15 protein-coding genes and 3 pseudogenes are annotated in these 17,940 nt (G+C 38.1%); 4 read left to right on the forward strand and 14 right to left on the reverse strand.

Annotated elements, in window-relative coordinates; genetic code table 11:
- Positions 1-63 precede the first annotated feature (63 nt).
- Together Q9M50_04130 and Q9M50_04135 are read left to right on the forward strand one after the other, a co-directional pair.
- Positions 64-651, forward strand: coding sequence for a hypothetical protein (locus Q9M50_04130; GenBank protein MDQ7089819.1), 588 nt, complete (start codon positions 64-66; stop codon positions 649-651).
- Positions 597-1,778, forward strand: coding sequence for a transposase (locus Q9M50_04135; protein ID MDQ7089820.1), 1,182 nt, complete (start codon positions 597-599; stop codon positions 1,776-1,778). Before Q9M50_04130 ends, Q9M50_04135 begins: the two co-directional genes overlap by 55 nt.
- On the opposite strand, the gene Q9M50_04140 is transcribed toward Q9M50_04135, so the two are convergent.
- The 5 genes and pseudogenes from Q9M50_04140 to Q9M50_04160 all read right to left on the reverse strand — a co-directional run bounded on the left by Q9M50_04140 (position 1,671) and on the right by Q9M50_04160 (position 7,774).
- Positions 1,671-4,835, reverse strand: a complete 3,165-nt coding sequence (locus tag Q9M50_04140) for an SDR family NAD(P)-dependent oxidoreductase (GenBank protein MDQ7089821.1) — start codon at positions 4,833-4,835, stop codon at positions 1,671-1,673. The genes Q9M50_04135 and Q9M50_04140 overlap by 108 nt on opposite strands.
- A complete protein-coding gene (locus Q9M50_04145; protein ID MDQ7089822.1) occupies positions 4,778-6,814 on the reverse strand; it encodes a type I polyketide synthase in 2,037 nt (678 codons plus the stop codon). Before Q9M50_04145 ends, Q9M50_04140 begins: the two co-directional genes overlap by 58 nt.
- A gap of 31 nt (positions 6,815-6,845) precedes the next feature.
- Positions 6,846-7,229: a transposase family protein gene (locus Q9M50_04150; protein ID MDQ7089823.1), complete on the reverse strand. Its 384-nt coding sequence runs from the start codon at positions 7,227-7,229 to the stop codon at positions 6,846-6,848.
- A gap of 26 nt (positions 7,230-7,255) precedes the next feature.
- A pseudogene (locus tag Q9M50_04155) lies at positions 7,256-7,585 on the reverse strand (transposase family protein).
- A 57-nt stretch (positions 7,586-7,642) separates the two neighbouring features.
- Positions 7,643-7,774 (reverse strand): hypothetical protein, encoded by a 132-nt coding sequence (locus tag Q9M50_04160; GenBank protein ID MDQ7089824.1) that lies wholly within the window; start codon positions 7,772-7,774, stop codon positions 7,643-7,645.
- A 306-nt stretch (positions 7,775-8,080) separates the two neighbouring features.
- On the opposite strand from Q9M50_04160, the gene Q9M50_04165 reads away from it, so the two are divergent.
- The gene (locus Q9M50_04165) at positions 8,081-8,239 is read left to right on the forward strand and encodes a hypothetical protein (GenBank protein MDQ7089825.1); all 159 of its coding nucleotides are present in this window, start codon (positions 8,081-8,083) and stop codon (positions 8,237-8,239) included.
- A gap of 22 nt (positions 8,240-8,261) precedes the next feature.
- Here the strand turns inward: Q9M50_04165 and Q9M50_04170 are convergent, their stop codons facing one another.
- Genes Q9M50_04170 through Q9M50_04185 form a run of 4 tightly spaced genes read right to left on the reverse strand, consistent with a single transcriptional unit; the run spans position 8,262 to position 14,312 of the window.
- Positions 8,262-11,321 carry an efflux RND transporter permease subunit gene (locus Q9M50_04170; protein ID MDQ7089826.1) on the reverse strand — a complete coding sequence of 1,020 codons (3,060 nt, stop codon included), beginning with the start codon at positions 11,319-11,321 and terminating at the stop codon, positions 8,262-8,264.
- An 11-nt stretch (positions 11,322-11,332) separates the two neighbouring features.
- On the reverse strand, positions 11,333-12,379 hold the full coding sequence (locus Q9M50_04175) for an efflux RND transporter periplasmic adaptor subunit (GenBank protein MDQ7089827.1): 1,047 nt from the start codon (positions 12,377-12,379) through the stop codon (positions 11,333-11,335).
- 54 nt (positions 12,380-12,433) lie between these two features.
- Complete coding sequence (locus Q9M50_04180) at positions 12,434-13,711, reverse strand: TolC family protein (protein ID MDQ7089828.1); 1,278 nt, start codon at positions 13,709-13,711, stop codon at positions 12,434-12,436.
- Entirely contained in the window at positions 13,701-14,312 is a 612-nt protein-coding gene (locus Q9M50_04185) for a TetR/AcrR family transcriptional regulator (protein MDQ7089829.1), read from the reverse strand. Before Q9M50_04185 ends, Q9M50_04180 begins: the two co-directional genes overlap by 11 nt.
- A 106-nt stretch (positions 14,313-14,418) precedes the next feature.
- Here Q9M50_04185 and Q9M50_04190 point away from each other — a divergent pair, with 106 nt between their 5' ends.
- Entirely contained in the window at positions 14,419-14,619 is a 201-nt protein-coding gene (locus Q9M50_04190; protein MDQ7089830.1) for a hypothetical protein, read from the forward strand.
- A 27-nt stretch (positions 14,620-14,646) separates the two neighbouring features.
- On the opposite strand, the pseudogene Q9M50_04195 reads toward Q9M50_04190, so the two are convergent.
- The 5 genes and pseudogenes from Q9M50_04195 to Q9M50_04215 form a co-directional block, all read right to left on the reverse strand.
- Positions 14,647-15,021, reverse strand: a pseudogene (locus Q9M50_04195) (transposase).
- A gap of 227 nt (positions 15,022-15,248) precedes the next feature.
- Positions 15,249-15,680, reverse strand: a pseudogene (locus Q9M50_04200) (transposase family protein).
- Between the two features lie 26 nt (positions 15,681-15,706).
- Complete coding sequence (locus Q9M50_04205) at positions 15,707-16,177, reverse strand: transposase family protein (protein ID MDQ7089831.1); 471 nt, start codon at positions 16,175-16,177, stop codon at positions 15,707-15,709.
- 138 nt (positions 16,178-16,315) lie between these two features.
- Positions 16,316-16,864 (reverse strand): transposase, encoded by a 549-nt coding sequence (locus Q9M50_04210; protein ID MDQ7089832.1) that lies wholly within the window; start codon positions 16,862-16,864, stop codon positions 16,316-16,318.
- A 625-nt stretch (positions 16,865-17,489) separates the two neighbouring features.
- Positions 17,490-17,894: a reverse transcriptase domain-containing protein gene (locus Q9M50_04215; protein ID MDQ7089833.1), complete on the reverse strand. Its 405-nt coding sequence runs from the start codon at positions 17,892-17,894 to the stop codon at positions 17,490-17,492.
- Positions 17,895-17,940: the final 46 nt, after the last annotated feature.

Consider the following 17,940-nt stretch of genomic DNA (forward strand, 5'->3'; position numbering starts at 1 on the left):
TAAAGATAAAATTTCTAAAATAGATTTGACAACATATCATAAAAGAACGAACATTTACATACTTTGAATATCCACGACCTACAGGCTGAAACTAACGCCATTTATCAAGAAATCGCTCAAATGGAAAGTAGCGAAGCGCAGGATATTGTCAAAAAAATATTCAATCTTATTGAACGCTTAGCCAGTGATAAATTGTCTTTAGAAACTGAATTACAGCAACTTCGTGACGAGGTTAATCGCTTGAAAGGTGAGCAGGGAAAGCCTGATATCAAACCCAATAAAAATAATAAGGGTGATGATATTTCATCCGAAGACGAACGTAAAAAAGCACAAGTTGACGCGCAAAAAGAAACTAATAACGACACTGAAAATACGGACTCGGATAAGAAAAAACGCCGCCGTAAACCCAAGATCCCACGAGTTAAAATCGACCAAACGCTAAAATGCCTACTCGACAAAACTGGCTTGCCTAGCGACTTAGTATCTAAAGGCTTTGCGGAAGTGGTGATTCAAGACATTGTCATCAAAACCAATAATATTAAGTATCTCCGTGAGATTTTTATTCACCTTCTGAAAATAAGTATTACCGCGCCCAATTGCCTGAAGGCGTTCGAGGTCAGGGCGAATTTGGTATTGGAATTCGTAGCTTGATTCCCATGCTTAAGATGATGGGCGTGACCGAAAAACCCATGGTCGGTTTTTTTGAAAATATTGGCATTGTGGTGTCGCCGACTTATGTTTCTCAGCAATGGACAGGCGGTTATGACTGGGCGCATCAGGAAAAAAGCGAACTTTATCGCAGCGGTATTCTCAACAGTGATTACGGGCAGATTGATGATACCAGTGCGCGAGTCAACGGTGATAACCACTATTGTCAGGTGGTCTGCAACGACTTGTTTACCGCTTATTTCACCACCAAACACAAAAACCGTTTATCGGTTCTGGACGTGCTGACCGATTATGCGCCACGCCATTATATCTACAATCAACAGGCTCAATCCTTGCTTGACGAGTTCAAGTTAGCTGATAAAGCACGGGCAAAAGTTGATGCTCAAATACCTGTCAATACAGTGATGAATGAAGCGCAATTTAAGTTGCACTTAGCGATCTTAAATACCTTAGGCGTGAGACAGGTAGCGCATGTCACCGAAGCTTGTGCCATTGCCTATTATCAGCAACAAACGGATTTTCCTGTTATTGAAACCTTGCTTGCAGACGATGCGCCGCAATTCAAATTACTGACGGAACATTTGGGGTTATGCTGGGTTCACGATGCTCGCCACTACAAAAAACTCCGTCCAATTCTGGAAATACATCAGCAAGCATTAGCCGATTTTCGAGGGCACTATTGGGAGTATTATAAGGAGTTGCTTAACTATCAAAAAAATCCCTGCCCCGATAAAAAGGCATGGTTGTTAACGCGATTTAATGAATTGTTTGCAACCACAAGCGATTATGAAGACCTCAATGATCGCATCGCCAAAACACTGGCGAAAAAGACTGAATTATTGCGAGTTTTGGAGCTTCCACAATTACCACTCCATAACAATGCAGCCGAACTTGGCGCAAGAAGACAAGCGCGTGCGCGAGACATAAGCTTCCAGACTCGAAATGAGAAAGGCACGAAAATCAAAGACAGTTTTATGAGTCTTGCTGAAACGGCTAAAAAACTAGCCGTGAGTTTTTATGATTATGTTTATGACCGAGTTAGTGGTGAATTCAAAATGCCGTCTATGGCGAATCTTATCGCTCAAAAAGCGCAAAGTTTGCAGGTCTGATATTTGTTTTACCCTGAAATTTAAAGTAGATACTTTGAGTGCTTGTCTTAGCTCTAGCAGAATTTGTACGACAATCAATGAGTCACCACCTAGATCAAAGAAGTTGTCATGAACTCCAATGTTCTTAATACCTAAAACTCGCTGCCAAACTTTGGCAATGGCTTGTTCGGTAGGGCTTTGTGGCTCCTCATAATCCTGACTCAATTGTGGGCGATCAAATAATATTTCTTCATCCTCTGTATCTTCTGGCTGTTGTTTTAGTAATTGCTTTTGGTAGTCAAAATCTGTTGTTGATACAATGGCTTGGGGTAGGCGACTTTGTAGGAGACGTTCGAGACTATCAATGCCTTCTTGTGGTAAGACGGCATGGCTTAATGAGGTGTCTATAAGTTGTGTTTGACGCTGCTGGGTTTCTTTGGACTTTTGATCATCTTTGAGTGTATAAGCGGAGTCAATGTACTTGAGTAGGTAATTTTTAATGGAAACCAGTTCAATACCATTGGAATCTAAGAATGACAGATTAATACTCCAGTCATGTCCTTGGAGTTCTCTTGTTGTATAAGAATAGAACCTGGTAGGCAGTGCCCCTTTAATGGTGACTCTTTCATAGAAATAAGGCAGGTAAGCACTGGATTCAGTAAAGAAATCAAATTGGCTCGCTAACTCATTCGGTAGAACATCAGCAACAACATAAGTCGCAGTATCTACCAAGGAGGGATGAAATTTATAAACCTCTACATCCTCTGCAAAGGCTTGTGGCAGCTCCATTAAAGCTAAATTATGGTGTTCACTCGCTTTACGCCATTGAATATTGTTCAACCATCGTGAGCCATAGCGCGTGTAATCTGGTAAGGCTTGCAGATCAGGTACAGCAATGTCCTGATCACAACTTGTTTCCAGTTCATCAATATTATATTTCACCTGCTCAGGGAAGTCTTTAGGTACCACTTTACCTTGTGCATGCACAGACCATTCACTCGAGTCCGCATCTAAGCTTTGAATGGAAAAATTAGCACCATTTTCGGTGGGAGTCAAGATAGTGCGAACTTCTTTTTCTTCATCTTCCTCAACAAACAGGAATTTCAGAAAGTAGACATCCTGTAATTCCATAGTGGACTTACCACTATGACACTCATAAGCAGAGCGGGCAATTTCCAGATAAGCTGTCCCTACCAGGCTAGGTGTATTCAAGACAATGTGTTCACCTATGATCCAGTGTTTATCAGGAATCAGTGTACTAATATAGATTTCCCGTGTTTTCTCAATGATGCATTTATCAAACAGGTGGTGATCAAGCTTTTTGACTTCAAGGACTTTGTTATCTAATCCATATTTTGCCGTTTCAACCGCCATGCCTACTTCTTGCCACGCATCCCAGTTGATACTTAGAGTTAAACGATTAGAGTCACTTGCCTTGGACTGCGCATACGCATCCAGAAAATTGTTTGCTGCACAATAGTCCACCTGTCCTGGGCTTCCCAGGGCAGCTTCCATTGAAGAACAAACCACCATGAAGTCTAAAGCATTCTCTTTAAGGAGAGTATCCAGGATAATAGTTCCATCTACTTTAGGTGCAAGTACATTGTGGGCAGTGTCACGGGTTTTTAACTGAATTACCCCACCGCCTGCGACACCGGCTGTATGGATTACACCATTGATTTGTCCAAATTGCTGTTGCGCCTGAGTAAGAATTTCTGCCATTTGTGCCTGATTCGTTACATCCGCACTACAGACCAGGATCTTGCCTCCCATCTCCTCCATTAGTTTGATTTTGTTTATTTTAATACTTGTCGGGTCTTCTTCTGCATGGCTGGCTAACCACTGTTTCCAGACTTCACGTTCGGGTAAGGTGGAGCGAGCGATGAGAACCAGCCTAGCTTGAACTGTTTTTGCCAGGTATTCGGCAAACACCAATCCCATGCCGCCCATACCTCCCGTAATCAAATAAACGCCTTGCGGTTTAAAGGGCAATTCAGTCACTGCATCCGCTGGTTTTGGTAGGTGCTGTGGTTCAAAGCTTTCTACCCAACGCGCATTACCCCGATAAGCAATAATGTCGTCATCAGACTCATGCTGTAACTCACTGATGATCTGAGCAATAACTCTCGCGCTATTTTGCTGATTGATAACCGTATCCACGCTACGACAACGAATATTTTGATATTCTTGTGGGATCACTCGTACTGGACCAATCAGTGTTGCTTTTAACGGTAAAACAATTTCCTCACCCATGATATTTTGTAATTGATTGGAAACAACTAATAACTCAATCTCACTATCAATATTTTGTTGTCCAAGTGCCTGCGCGAGGTGTAGCAAGCTATAGAAACCAGTATTTTGGCTTGCATCAATTAAGCTAATATCAAGTGCTGCAGCATCCGCATCGGTTACATTCCAACAATGGATAATGCTTTTAGGGATTAATGCTTGTGCTTGCAGTGCTTGAATCAGGCTTTGGTAGTCTTGAGCATATCCAGGGTTAATACTGAAAAGCCGAGGACTTGATTGCTCAAATGATTCCCCTGCTTTGACGGCAATAATGTCTAGTGGATTCACCTGTGTTGCTAATTTTTCAATCAGCTGATCACCATGACCCAGTTCATCAATAAAGACTAAAACAGGGGCTTCCAATGGTTTTTGTTGGCTAACAAGTAAATTAACACGCTTCCATGAAGTTACATAAAACCAATCCGCAGTATCTGATTTTTTTCCTGTATAAGTTGACTCTAAACTCACTAAGCGTTTGGCATCCATCCAGTAACGATGACGTTCAAAAGGATAGGTGGGAAGTGGGATACGCGAATGCCTATCTTCTCCATAATAACTGCCCCAGTCAATATCAACACCATGAAGCCATAATTGCCCTAAGGTTTTCAATAAGAACGTGACATCAGAGATTGCCTCATGGGGAGGGCGCACTGATGTAAAGGTCAATTGATCAGCAGGTTTATCAGGATGACGTTTAGCCAGATTGCTTAATGTCCGCCCTGCACCCACTTCTAATAAAACTTGGTCAGGGTCATTGAAAAATTGCTTGATACCCTCTGCAAAACGCACACTAGAACGTAATTGCTGTGCGTAATATTCAGGACTGGTTGCTTCGTCGTCGGTGATCCAGGTGCCTGAAATATTAGAAATGAAGGGAATGGAATGGAAGGAGCATTGAGTTTAATTTTCCTTACCTGCTGGGTGAATGCTTCTAATACAGGTTCCATCATGTATGAATGGAAAGCATGTGAAGTGTGTAATTGTCGCCCTTCAATATCTTGAAGGGCTAATTTTTTGGCAAAAGCCTCAATGTCATTGGTTGCACCTGAGACAACACAAAGAGCTGGGCTATTAATAGTTGCAATCTCTAATCGTGTTCCTTCTAATAACGGTTTTATCTCATACTCTGGCAAAGGAACAGCCATCATGGTACCTGCTGGCATGGACTGCATGAGTTGTCCACGCACACTGACTAATAGCAATGCATCCTCTAGGCTAAAGACACCAGCCAATGTTGCCGCCACATATTCACCAATACTATGACCAATCAAGGCACTTGGCTTAACTCCCCAGGATATCCATAGTTGCGCAAGCGCATACTCGGTCACAAACAAGGCTGACTGAGTCATTGAGGTTTGCGTGAGTGTCTCCGTTGCCGCTTCAATGTTTTCTGGCGCAGGATAAAGAATGGTTCGTAAGTCGAAATCCAGATGGATTTGTAATAAAGCACAACACTTGTCTACGTATTTTTGGAAAACGGCTTCGGTTTCATAAAGCTCACGCGCCATATTGACGTACTGTGAACCTTGTCCTGTAAACATAAAGGCAACCAAGCGTGGCTTGACCTCGCCAGAATTGGTGAGAACCCGTTGATTATCACGCGGTGATAATGTTTTAGCTGCTGCTTCTGATTGATTGGAGACCACCGCAATACGGCGGTGAGCAAAGGCTTTACGCCCATAGGTTAAGGTATAAGCAACATCTTCTAAATTCAATTCAGGATGATAATTAAAATGATTGGCGAGGTTGGCGGTTATTGCTTCTAATGCTGTTGGGGTTTTAGCAGACAGTAATAATAACTGTTGTCGTCGTTTCGTAACGTATGATGGTGCGGGAGCATTCCATTCTTCCAGCACAATATGTGCATTGGTTCCACCTAAACCAAAAGAACTTACCCCAGCACGGCGAGGATAATCTGGGCTTTCCCAGTCTTTTAGTTCGGTGTTGACATAGAATGGGGTGCTTTCAAAGTCAATTTCAGGGTTAGGTGTTTTAAAATGTAAACTAGGTGGAATTTGTTTATTTTTCAATGACAATACGGTTTTAATTAAGCCAGCAATCCCCGCTGCTTCACTCAAATGCCCGATATTGCTTTTTAGTGAGCCAATGGCACAATAAGATTTTTTATCAGTCTTGGCACGAAATGCTTGGGTTAATGCCGCAATTTCAATCGGATCGCCCAGAGGTGTCGCTGTACCATGAGCCTCAATATAACTAATGCTTTTTGGATCAATATTAGCAACATCCAGAGCCTGGTAAATAGCTCGTGCTTGTGCATCTATGCTAGGAGCACTGTGACTCACTTTAAGGTTGCCATCATTATTAATAGCAGAACCTTTGATTACAGCATGGATAGAATCTCCATCTTCTAGTGCATCGTCTAACATTTTGAGAACAATAATACCGACACCATTACCCCAGATAGTACCCCGTGCTTTAGCATCAAAACTACGGCAATGTCCATCGGGAGACAGCACTAAACCTTCTTCATATAAATAGCCTTGATTTTGAGAGCCTAGATAAGAAACCCCACCTGCTAACGCCATTTCACATTCACCATTTAACAAGCTTTGACAAGCATGATGAACGGCTACTAAGCTGGTGGAACAGGCCGTGGAAAAATGTACAGCTGGGCCTGTTAAATTTAATTTATACGCAACTCGTGTTGTTAGTGCTTCTGGAACATTTCCTCCAAAAACAACAGCATCTTTAGAGTCGGTTAAGTGACCAGCATAAACATGGTTATCATGAATAATATTATTCAGCAAATAGATACTAGACTTGTTCTTTAAGAAGAAGTTAATATATCATGTTAAAATTCCATAGGATAGCCGCTAAAAAAGAAAATAAATCTTTTACACCTTCTTTTTTATTTCTAAACTTGTCAACTAGGCATCTATATCTTTTCATTCCACCGATTACATGCTCAACAATGACTCTTTCACGACTCATCTCTTTGTTTTCTTTTTTTTGATTTTCTGTTAATGTTGGGTTTGGATTATGCTTAGATTTATTTGGTTTTTTATGAGGAATATTTACCGAATTAGTTTTATATTCATTATTAAACCCCAAATAACCTAAATCAATAAATATATTAAAATTACTAAACCAATTTAATTCTGGATTAAATTCTTTTTTAAACATTCCATAATCATGATTTTTACCTGGAAAACTAACCCCAATATATAAAATTAAATGACCTAAAGAAGCTATAGTGGTATTTTTAATTGTATGCTGTTTTTTTTACCACTGTAAAATTCATTTTGTTCTTCATAGTCACTAGGGCGTTGTACAGCACGCTCTGTAGTATCTATTATCAATGTTTGAACTCCGCCAAAAGCCTGCTGCATTTCTTCAGGGGTTGAAAAACTTGTTGCAGGTAAAACATTAAATATATCTAACGTCTTTATTAAAATTGGAAATAATTTGTATACATGAGTATGAGCGCATGATTTATTCATATTAAAAGAAAACCCTAAGTGATCGAAAGTAGAATAGCACTTCATATAATTTAATATAAATAATAATTTGTCTGCGGGTGTTTTTAATGTGCTATCTAAACCACTACCGTATTTTCTTTCTTTATTTTCATGTTTTTATTTTTGATCTTCAATAAGGGTCTTTTCAAATAGAGATAATAGTAAAATAAAATGTTCTGTTTTTAATCCTGTTAAAGCTCTTAACTGTCTATCATCATAAATTCTTGGTAAAATTTCTTTTATTTTCATGTTATACTTTGATTTTTATTTTTTATAGAAATTTATTATAAAGCTTATTTATTATTTTTAATAATTTAATTTAAAGTTTATTTATTAGGCTGTATCAACTGATTGTGAGTGTTATCAAGTATATATAAGCAATTGATTTTAATATATTTTATTTAGAAGAACAAGTCTAATAGATGAATATCAGAAAATGAGTGGTAATAGAAACAATGCTATTGTAGAAGCTTATCAATCAGGTGGATATACAATGGAAGCTATTGCAAATTATTTTGGGTGTCATTATTCAACGGTAAGTCGGGTGATTGCAAAATGCAAGACTTGACCCTTTGGTTGCTCTTTGTGGTTGCTTTGTGGTTGCTTTGTGGTTGCTTTGTGGTTGCTTTGTGGTTGCTTTGTGGTTGCTTTGGTTTGCTTTGGTTTGCTTTGGTTTGCTTTGGTTTGACCCTTTGGTTTGACCCTTTGGTTTGACCCTTTGGTTTGACCCTTTGGTTTAGGCTTTTTTATGTTTAGGCGGTTTTATTTTAAAAAACAATGCATATAACACAGGAACAGCAATTAAAGTTAGCAGCGTTGCAAAGGCTAATCCACCCATTATGGTGACTGCCATACTGGCAAAAAAAGCATCATTTAATAACGGTAACATGCCTAAAATAGTGGTGGTAGCCGCTAAAAATACAGGTCGAATACGACTAACGCTGGCATGTAAAATAGCCTCGTAATGGTCTTTATCTTCTGCAATTTGCGTATCAATTTCATCGACTAGAACAATCGCATTTTTCATTAACATACCTGATAAGCTCAATAAACCCAGTAATGCCATGAAGGTAAAAGGGCTTCCCGAAACGATTAAGGCGATGACAACACCACAGACTGACATGGGTACAACCAGCCAGATAATCAAAGGTTGACGTACTTTTCCAAACAGTAAAATACTGATAAGCAGCATCACTAACATACTAGTAGGCAATTTTGAATTAAGGGCAGTTTGTGCATCACGCGAGCTTTCGTATTCGCCGCCCCATTCTAGTTGATAATTGAGGGGTAATTTAATCGCTTCAACTTGCTGTTTAATTTGTCGGAAAGCTTCGTCAGCCGTTAAGCCTATGGCGGGGTCAGATTGCGCGGCAAGTGTGCGTATTCGATTGCGTCGATGAATTAAACCATCTTCACTGAGCATCTCTATGGAATCAATCACCTGAGTAATCGGGGTAAAGGTTTGGGCTACCGAGCTATAAACTAAACGATCTTTTATACGACTGGTATTTTGTCTTTCACTTTTTGGTGGTCTAACGACAATAGGAATTAACTTATCCTTTTCACGATAAGTGCTGGCTTGCACCCCTTCTGTAAAAAATTTCAAACTCAAGGCAACTTCATCGAGTCCAATACCTGCTATTCTAGCGCGTTCAGCATTGAATACAGGCGATAACACTAATTCTTTTTGTCGCCAGTTGTTGCGAACATCAATTAGTGCATTATTAGCCGCCATAATAGTCGTCGCTTCTGTACCAAGGCGGCGTAATATTTTAGGGTCTGAACCTGAAAAACGGGCTTCAATTTTAGCGGCAGTTCCTAAACCAAAGGCTAAACGTTCGGTGCGTATTTCTGCGTTAGGGTAGGCGGCACTTAGTTCTTGTTTTAACTCGGCGGCAATATCATTAATGATTTCAAGTTCAGTGACGCGAACAATAAACTGTCCATACGAAGTATTAGGTTGCTCAGGAACATAAGTGAGCATATAGCGACTTGCTCCACGCCCGACAAAACTTGCGACCGAAACAACCCCTGTTTTAGCTCGAATTAAACTATCAATTTCCGCCATATCACGCGCAGTTGTGCGAATATCTGTCCCTTCTGGAAGTTGATAATTGATATAAAATAATGGGGTATTAGAGTCTGGGAAAAAGGCTTGTCTAACCATTCCAAATCCTGCAAAGCAGGCAATGGTTATAGCAATTAAAATAGTCAGGGTGAGTAATCGAGTATGTAATACCGCTTTAAGAACCCATTTGTAAGCATTGTAAAGCAAGCCAGCATAGGGGTCTATTTCGCTATTAGTTGTTTTGACGTTAAGAAATAAATACCCAAATAGAGGAGTGACAGTAATCGCTAAAACCCAGCTTAATAATAAAGAAAAACAAATAACCGCAAATAAAGAAAATAGAAATTCACCTGTAATATCAGACGATAAACCAATTCCCGAAAATGCCATAATACCGATGACTGTTGCGCCAAGTAATGGAATTTGAGTACGATTCGTTGCAAGACAAGCCGCTTTTTTCTTTGCCATTCCCTGCTGCATATTAATGAGCATTCCCTCTGCAACTACAATAGCATTATCAACCATCATCCCCATCGCAATGATTAAAGCACCTAGAGAGATACGCTCCATATCAATGCCAAACAGACTCATAAATAATAACGTCCCTAAAACAGTAAGCAATAAGGTTGCTCCGACAATCAACCCTATATGCCAGCCCATCATTAAACATAAGACCGCAATAACGATAGCCACTGAGACAGTGAGGCTATTAATGAAACTATCAATGGCGTGTTCTACGACCTTGTGCTGTTCATAAATAGGATGAATTTCAACCCCAAGCGGAATTCGTGCTTTGAGTTCTTTTAAACGCGCTTCAACCGCTTTTCCTACAGTGACAATATTGGCATCAGAAATTCCAGAAATTGCCAACGTAAAAGCATCTTTACCATCAAAACGAACCAGATGCTCAGGGATTTCAGTAGCTTCACGAGTAATGGTTGCAATATCTATTAAGCTAACTTGTTCGGTTGTTCCAGCTTTACCAATGCGTAGAGATTCAATATGGGCTAATGAATCAAAACCTTCACCTGATACAATGCGAATACGTCGCCCATCAAGGGTAATCGCTCCCGCATCTGTTACCGTATTTTCAGATTGCACAATCGCAAGAACTTGTTGCGTAGATAAGCCTAAGCGAGTGATACGGTCACTGCCTAACTCAATATAAATGGTTTCTGTACGCTCGCCAGCCGTTTCTACCTTCGCTACATTGGGAACGGTTAATAGTTCTCTGCGTAAAAAGGTAGAGATGTCTTGAATTTCTTTGTATGAAAACTCAGGCGCAGTAATGGCGTAAAAAATACCGTACACATCACCAAAATCATCATTAACAATGGAGGGCTGAGTACCGCTAGGTAAGCTTTTTTGTGCATCAGTCACTTTACGCCTTAGCTCATCCCAAACCTGCGGCATGGTATTTTTATCGTAGGTATTTTTAATTTCAACGGTAATTTCTGAAACACCTGCTTTTGATTTTGAAGTAATCCTTTTTATTTGCGGTAATTGTTGAATTTTTGATTCTAATAATTCTGTTACCTCTTGCTCAACTTCCAGAGCCGTTGCACCTGCGTAAGTTGTGACCACTAATGCTTGTTTAATGGTAAAAGCGGGGTCTTCGAGTCGTCCCACACTTTCTAATCCCCATAAACCACCAATAAAGCAAATTAAAACCAATAGCCATGTATTAACAGGACGTTCTATCGCACTACGCGCAATTTCAAAACTCATCGAATCGTCCTTTAAAATGAAGTAAAACGCTTTACAGTCATGCCTTTTCGCAATAAATGCACCCCTGCGGTGACAATTTTATTTTCTGCTTTAAGCCCTGAGAGTATGGAAATATTATTTTGATTAACCGCGCCTAAAGTAACGGTTTGAGGCGAAACTTTTTCTGTTTGAGAGTCAAACAACCATACTCTAGCTTCTCCTTGTTCATCATAATCAATAGCAGAAATAGGAATTGAAATATTAATAGCTTGAGTAGCTAATTTGCTCTCAATAATAACCCCAACGGTCATACCCGATAAAACATGCTGGTTATGTTTGCGTGATAGTCCAAAAATAACTTCATAAGTCTGTGCGACACTGCCCGCCTCAGTAATATGTTCACGATAAACTAAGGGAAAATATTGTTTAGGGCGGTCTTTAAAAACCGCAACCGCTTTAAAGTTATCTTTTTTATCCAATAACTTAATCATATTTTCAGGAATATTAATGCGTACTCGCAATTCATCTAATTTTTGTATGCGAACAATCGCTTGATGCGCCGCGACATTGGTATAATTATCAATTAAGCGTTGGCTGATTAAGGCATTAAAAGGGGCTGTAATGCGCGTATAAGATAAATTCCTTTGCGCGGCTTTTAAGGCTACTTGGTGTAATTTAATACTGGTTTCTGCCTCATCAAGCAATGCTTTAGGCAAAGACCCCGACTTAAAAAGATTCCGTTTTCGAGTAACATCTAATTTAGCCAGATTAAATTGCGCCTGAGCTTGTTGTACCGCCAACTGATAATCGTTTGAATCAAGCGCGGCAATTAACTTGCCTTTAGAAATTGCCTTGCCTTCTTGTAAAGGTAATTTAATCAAGCGACCTGACACTTGAAAGGACAAATCAACCGTACTAATCGCATCAATACGCCCAACAAAACGTCTTTGAGAAAGTGGATTACTCTTTGAAACCATTTCAACACGAATGGTGCGTATAGGTTCAGGCTTTAATTCAACACCGTTATCACAAGCAACTAAGACAGATAATAAAATTAACCCTAATAAGGACTTAATCATGAGCTTATTCCTATTTGGATACTGTGTTGCGGATGAGTAAGAAGATAAGAACATTTATAAAATCCCCAGAGCATAACGTAAATTTAATTTAGCCATTGCTGAATCATATTCAGCGTTATGAAAATTATTGTAAATTTGAGTTCGCAAATCTTCTGCATCAAGGACTTCGGTGTGTACCGCTAGCCCTTGTTGATAACGTTCGGTACTCACTCTCAGGTTTTCATCGGCTTGTTCAATTGCTTGTTTAGCAACCTCTATCCGTTTCAGGGTTTCTTGAATATCAAGCCAAGCTTGGCGAACTTGTAAATGAATATTACTGATGAAATCATCACGTTGAGATTTTAAAGAAAGTGCTTGTCGCTTGACTGCTTGGCTTCGATGATTGGTTGAGCCATCAAATAACGTCCAGTTTAGAGTCACATTAGCCATCCATAAACCTTCAAACGCCTGATACTCATTTTCTTGATATTGATACCCGCCATTAAGGTTGACTTGGGGCAATAAGTTGGCTTTTTCACTTTGCGCCTGAGCCTCTAATGACCATATTTGTTCAGCCAAAACTTCAAGCTCAGGGCGTTGTTTTAAAGCTTGTTTAAATAACGCGGCTAAATCATCGGCTGAGACTTCGGGAAATGCCTCAACAAGCTCAACTTCATTGCTTAAATTACGATTTAATAGTTGATTAAACTGAGCTTTTGCAATATCTAACTGATTGTCTTGTTGAATCACAAGCTGCTTTGCATTACTTAATTCCACTTTGGCGGCTAATAAATCATTACGCGCAATCACGCCTTGCTGATAAAGGTTGTTTACATCCTTAACATGCGCTTCAAGATTAGTGACATGACTTTGTGCAACCATTAAGCCTTTTTGACTCCGTAATATCGCAATAAAGACATTAGCAACTTTTAGTTTAATATTTAAAGCGGTTGCGACCTCATTATGTTGCGTAGCTAGATTAACCGCTTTTGCCGCATCAATACCATGCTCAATTTTACCACTGGTAAAAACAGGAATAGAAACCATTGCCTGAGCATTAAAACTCCCTGCTTGACCCATTGGAAATTGTACGGATTGCCCACCAAAATTTGCTTTTGCTGAAGGCGTTTCATCAAATTGCGTATAACCACTGGACACACTAAGTTTTGGAAGATACTGCCCTTCTGCGGCAAAAAGTTGTTGTTCAGAAGCCTGAGTATTCGCCTTAGCAGCATGTATAAGCTGATTTTTATTCAGTGCCTCAGCAAAGACTTGCTCCAAAGTCTCCGCAGCCATCACTTGCTTGGAAAAAATAAGCAAGATTAATAAGAAATTGTATTTATTAATGAACATGAACAAAACCTTGCATAAAAAGTTTAACAACCTGTTCTACATGCGCTTTTTTTTCCTCAGAGGTGGGTATTGCTCTAATTCCCAGCAAACATTGAAAATGCAATTCGCCTTTAAGCAAACTGATAAACGCATCCGCCGCAAAATTAATATTTAAAACAGTCACTTCATCTCGCTGATTTAAAGCGTCTAAATAAGCTATTAACTGTGTATTCACTATGTTAGGTGCGCTGTCATAAACAAGCTGACCTAATTGAGGAAAATCACGGCATTCAGCAACAACCAAACGATAGATGCCCAAAGCATCATCAGAAAAAATCAACTCAACAAAAGCCGATGCAATTTTTTTAAGCGTATTTTCAATGCTTTCGTTTTCTGTTGAAGCCTCATCAACGACCTGAAATAAATTCAGGCATAAATTTTCAATAACAGCGGCTAACAGCGCATCTTTGCTGTCAAAATATTTGTATAAAGTGGCTTTAGAAACTGGGGCAGCTTGGGCGATTTTATCCATACTACTGGCATTAAAACCATATTGAAGAAACATGCGTGTCGCACCTTCAATAATGGATTGTCGTTTTATATTTACTACTTCTAAAGTCATTAGCCTATGAATAGTCTGATTTTAAAAAAAGCTTATGCTAAACTAAACAGTTTAGTTTAGCAATAAAAAGCATGAACTAAATCATCATTTATTTAAGGTAACTATTTTGAATTCAAAAGAAAAAATATTAATACAAGCAAAAAAATTATTTGCCAAAAGCGGTTTTTCTGGTGTTTCTATGCGTAATATTGCCAGAAAGAAAGGAAAGAAAAGAAAGGGTCACAAGAAAGAAAGCACAACAAAATTCAAGGGGTCAGATACTGTCTTAAAAAGCAACTCTATTTTACTTTTATTTATTAAAAATTAAGCTTATTTTGATTTACTCTTTAAAACCCTAGCTCTTAATTTGGTAATTTATATCAAATGGTTTTTCTGACTTTAAGACACCATAGGACAAAATTAATAATTTTCTCATGACAGCGATTATCGCTACTTTTTTAGGCTTACCATTATTAACTAAACGCTCATAAACAAGCTTCAGCATTGGGTTGTATCGAATAGCGACAAGTGCTGGCATATAAAGCGATTTACGCAATCGTTTATGCCCAAGCTTAGATAAGGATGATTTATCAATGCTTGTACCTGACTGTATGATCTTAGGCGTTAATCCCGCATAACTGGCAATTTGTTTTGAACTTGAAAAGAAATTAATATCACCAATATACGCTAAAATACTCCATGCAGTACGCTCACCAATACCGTTAATGCTTGTTAATAATTTGACTTGCTGACTGAGGCTACCAACTTAAGGCGGGACAGTTTTAAATCCCCAATATTTACAAAGTGAGGAAAATCAACAATCGTGCAGTAGTTGATTTTACTGGATGTCCCGTCTTAAGTTGGTAGCCCTGACTGAGACATTCGTTTTTTTTAACAATGTCCGCAATGTGTTTTTTAACCCGATCAATTTCATTAGACTTGTTCTTTAAGAAGAAGTTAATATATCATGTTAAAATTCCATAGGATAGCCGCTAAAAAAGAAAATAAATCTTTTACACCTTCTTTTTTATTTCTAAACTTGTCAACTAGGCATCTATATCTTTTCATTCCACCGATTACATGCTCAACAATGACTCTTTCACGACTCATCTCTTTGTTTTCTTTTTTTTGATTTTCAGTTAATGTTGGGTTTGGATTATGCTTAGATTTATTTGGTTTTTTATGAGGAATATTTACCGAATTAGTTTTATATTCATTATTAAACCCCAAATAACCTAAATCAATAAATATATTAAAATTACTAAACCAATTTAATTCTGGATTAAATTCTTTTTTAAACATTCCATAATCATGATTTTTACCTGGAAAACTAACCCCAATATATAAAATTAAATGACCTAAAGAAGCTATAGTGGTATTTTTAATTGTATGCTGTTTTTTTTACCACTGTAAAATTAATTTTGTTCTTCATAGTCACTAGGGCGTTGTACAGCACGCTCTGTAGCATCTATTATCAATGTTTGAACTCCGCCAAAAGCCTGCTGCATTTCTTCAGGGGTTGAAAAACTTGTTGCAGGTAAAACATTAAATATATCTAACGTCTTTATTAAAATTGGAAATAATTTGTATACATGAGTATGGGCGCATGATTTATTCATATTAAAAGAAAACCCTAAGTGATCGAAAGTAGAATAACACTTCATATAATTTAATATAAATAATAATTTGTCTGCGGGTGTTTTTAATGTGCTATCTAAACCACTACCGTATTTTCTTTCTTTATTTTCATGTTTTTCTTTTTGATCTTCAATAAGGGTCTTTTCAAATAGAGATAATAGTAAAATAAAATGTTCTGTTTTTAATCCTGTTAAAGCTCTTAACTGTCTATCATCATAAATTCTTGGTAAAATTTCTTTTATTTTCATGTTATACTTTGATTTTTATTTTTTATAGAAATTTATTATAAAGCTTATTTATTATTTTTAATAATTTAATTTAAAGTTTATTTATTAGGCTGTATCAACTGATTGTGAGTGTTATCAAGTATATATAAGCAATTGATTTTAATATATTTTATTTAGAAGAACAAGTCTATTATTAATCGCTTTTTGTAATCGTTTGATAGAACGCGATGTCTGTTTATTTACACTAGCTTCTAAATGATTATTTTCTTGTGTTTTAGACTTTTCTAATTGGTCACAGCGAGTGACTAAGCGTTGTATTGCTTCATAGTCTTTGCCTTTAGGTTGGTATGATTTCTTTTTGTAATCACCTGTTGAAACAGCATATTCACAATATCTGGCAATAAGCTGAGCATCTGCTTTATCTGTTTTATTACGATTTAATTCCATCTTAAAAAAAGCATGAGTAACCATTGGATTAACAACCATCACGTTTATTTTTTTCTGGGATAAATATTCCGCTAAATGAAAGCTATAAACACCTGTTGCTTCGAGACAGGTATAAATCTTTTCGTTACTTTTATTCACCCATAAAAGAAATGCTTCAAACCCTTTGGTGCTATTAGAAAACTGTTTGTGAAGAGTGCGTGAATTAAGATTATAAGCCGCATCAAAGGTAAGTTTAGAAATATCAATTCCAATAAAAATCATCGTATTATCCCCAGTTAAGTGTAAACTAAAGATTGGATAAAATAACGTCATGGCATTCTTGTAACTATTCGTGCTCTTGCTTAGTTGCAGGCACAAGATACTGTTCGCATTTGAAGGCGTTATTAAAGAGAGGTAGGCACTAATCTGACCCACGATTTTTCTAATCAAGAGTACTTACAGTGTCTCTATCTCTCATCCAACCGTCATTGGATAGTGCCATTTATTTAACTAAATTAACACTGGAATCTAAGATACAAGAGTTGTTGATTTTACATAATCAAGAGGGGTAATCGGGTAAGAACTGTTCTACCTTGATTAATCAAGCTGGCTGATCGAGGTAGAACAGCCAGTCACCCGAGTGCCCCCTCACAGATCCCTGCGTGCGGAATTACCGCACAAGGCTCTTCAAAACTGCTCGCTTTGCACACGGTTCTTATTATTCAGTTCTTAGAAATTATGACAAATTCGTGGTTTCGCTATTCCAAAATACTTTATCAGTTCATTAAACCCCTTCCAGTTATAGCTTCTGCGTTGTGAATGCCGATTGAGCCATTTGAAAAGCAGGAGTATAATCCGATAAATAAAGGTAGTCAAGCTTTTGCAATTACCAATAATTCCGTAATAATTATAATATCCACGCACAATCTATTAATGCTATCAACGAGGATTTCCTTTGGTAATCGACAATTTCGCTTAAGCCAATCTTTGTTGTCGCTAATGATGCCCGCATTTTCTCTCGTGAGGTTCGTCGCTTAATAATCGGGATTCTTGTTTTCCGATTTAATTTACGACGACTAAATACCATGATATTGGTCTTATCTTCCGCAACTTCCAAGCCAAATTTATTAAGCCTTAACTTCAACGCTTTATAAAAACGTTGAGCATCTTTTTCATATTCAAAAGCACAAACAAAATCATCGGCATAACGGCATAAATAAACCTGCCCTTTATCAAGTATGCCTGCTTTTAACCATTTACGAATTAGATTTAGAAACGCTTTGTCATCTATTCGCAGTTCTAACATAGCCATCAACGCATCATGATTTATATTATTGGAATCAAGGGGGTCGGGAATC

It is taken from the genome of Methylococcales bacterium, assembly GCA_030949405.1.
Classification (GTDB): Bacteria; Pseudomonadota; Gammaproteobacteria; order Methylococcales; family Methylomonadaceae; genus WTBX01.

Excerpts from the sequence above, each read along its gene's own strand:
- Q9M50_04165 (MDQ7089825.1), top strand. The coding sequence starts at position 8,081 with ATGCAAGACTTGACCCTTTGGTTGCTCTTTGTGGTTGCTTTGTGGTTG.
- Q9M50_04185 (MDQ7089829.1), bottom strand. The coding sequence starts at position 14,312 with ATGACTTTAGAAGTAGTAAATATAAAACGACAATCCATTATTGAAGGT.
- Q9M50_04210 (MDQ7089832.1), bottom strand. The coding sequence starts at position 16,864 with ATGATTTTTATTGGAATTGATATTTCTAAACTTACCTTTGATGCGGCT.
- Q9M50_04180 (MDQ7089828.1), bottom strand. The coding sequence starts at position 13,711 with ATGTTCATTAATAAATACAATTTCTTATTAATCTTGCTTATTTTTTCC.
- Q9M50_04170 (MDQ7089826.1), bottom strand. The coding sequence starts at position 11,321 with ATGAGTTTTGAAATTGCGCGTAGTGCGATAGAACGTCCTGTTAATACA.
- Q9M50_04205 (MDQ7089831.1), bottom strand. The coding sequence starts at position 16,177 with ATGAAAATAAAAGAAATTTTACCAAGAATTTATGATGATAGACAGTTA.
- Q9M50_04215 (MDQ7089833.1), bottom strand. The coding sequence starts at position 17,894 with ATGGCTATGTTAGAACTGCGAATAGATGACAAAGCGTTTCTAAATCTA.
- Q9M50_04160 (MDQ7089824.1), bottom strand. The coding sequence starts at position 7,774 with ATGAAAATAAAAGAAATTTTACCAAGAATTTATGATGATAGACAGTTA.
- Q9M50_04175 (MDQ7089827.1), bottom strand. The coding sequence starts at position 12,379 with ATGATTAAGTCCTTATTAGGGTTAATTTTATTATCTGTCTTAGTTGCT.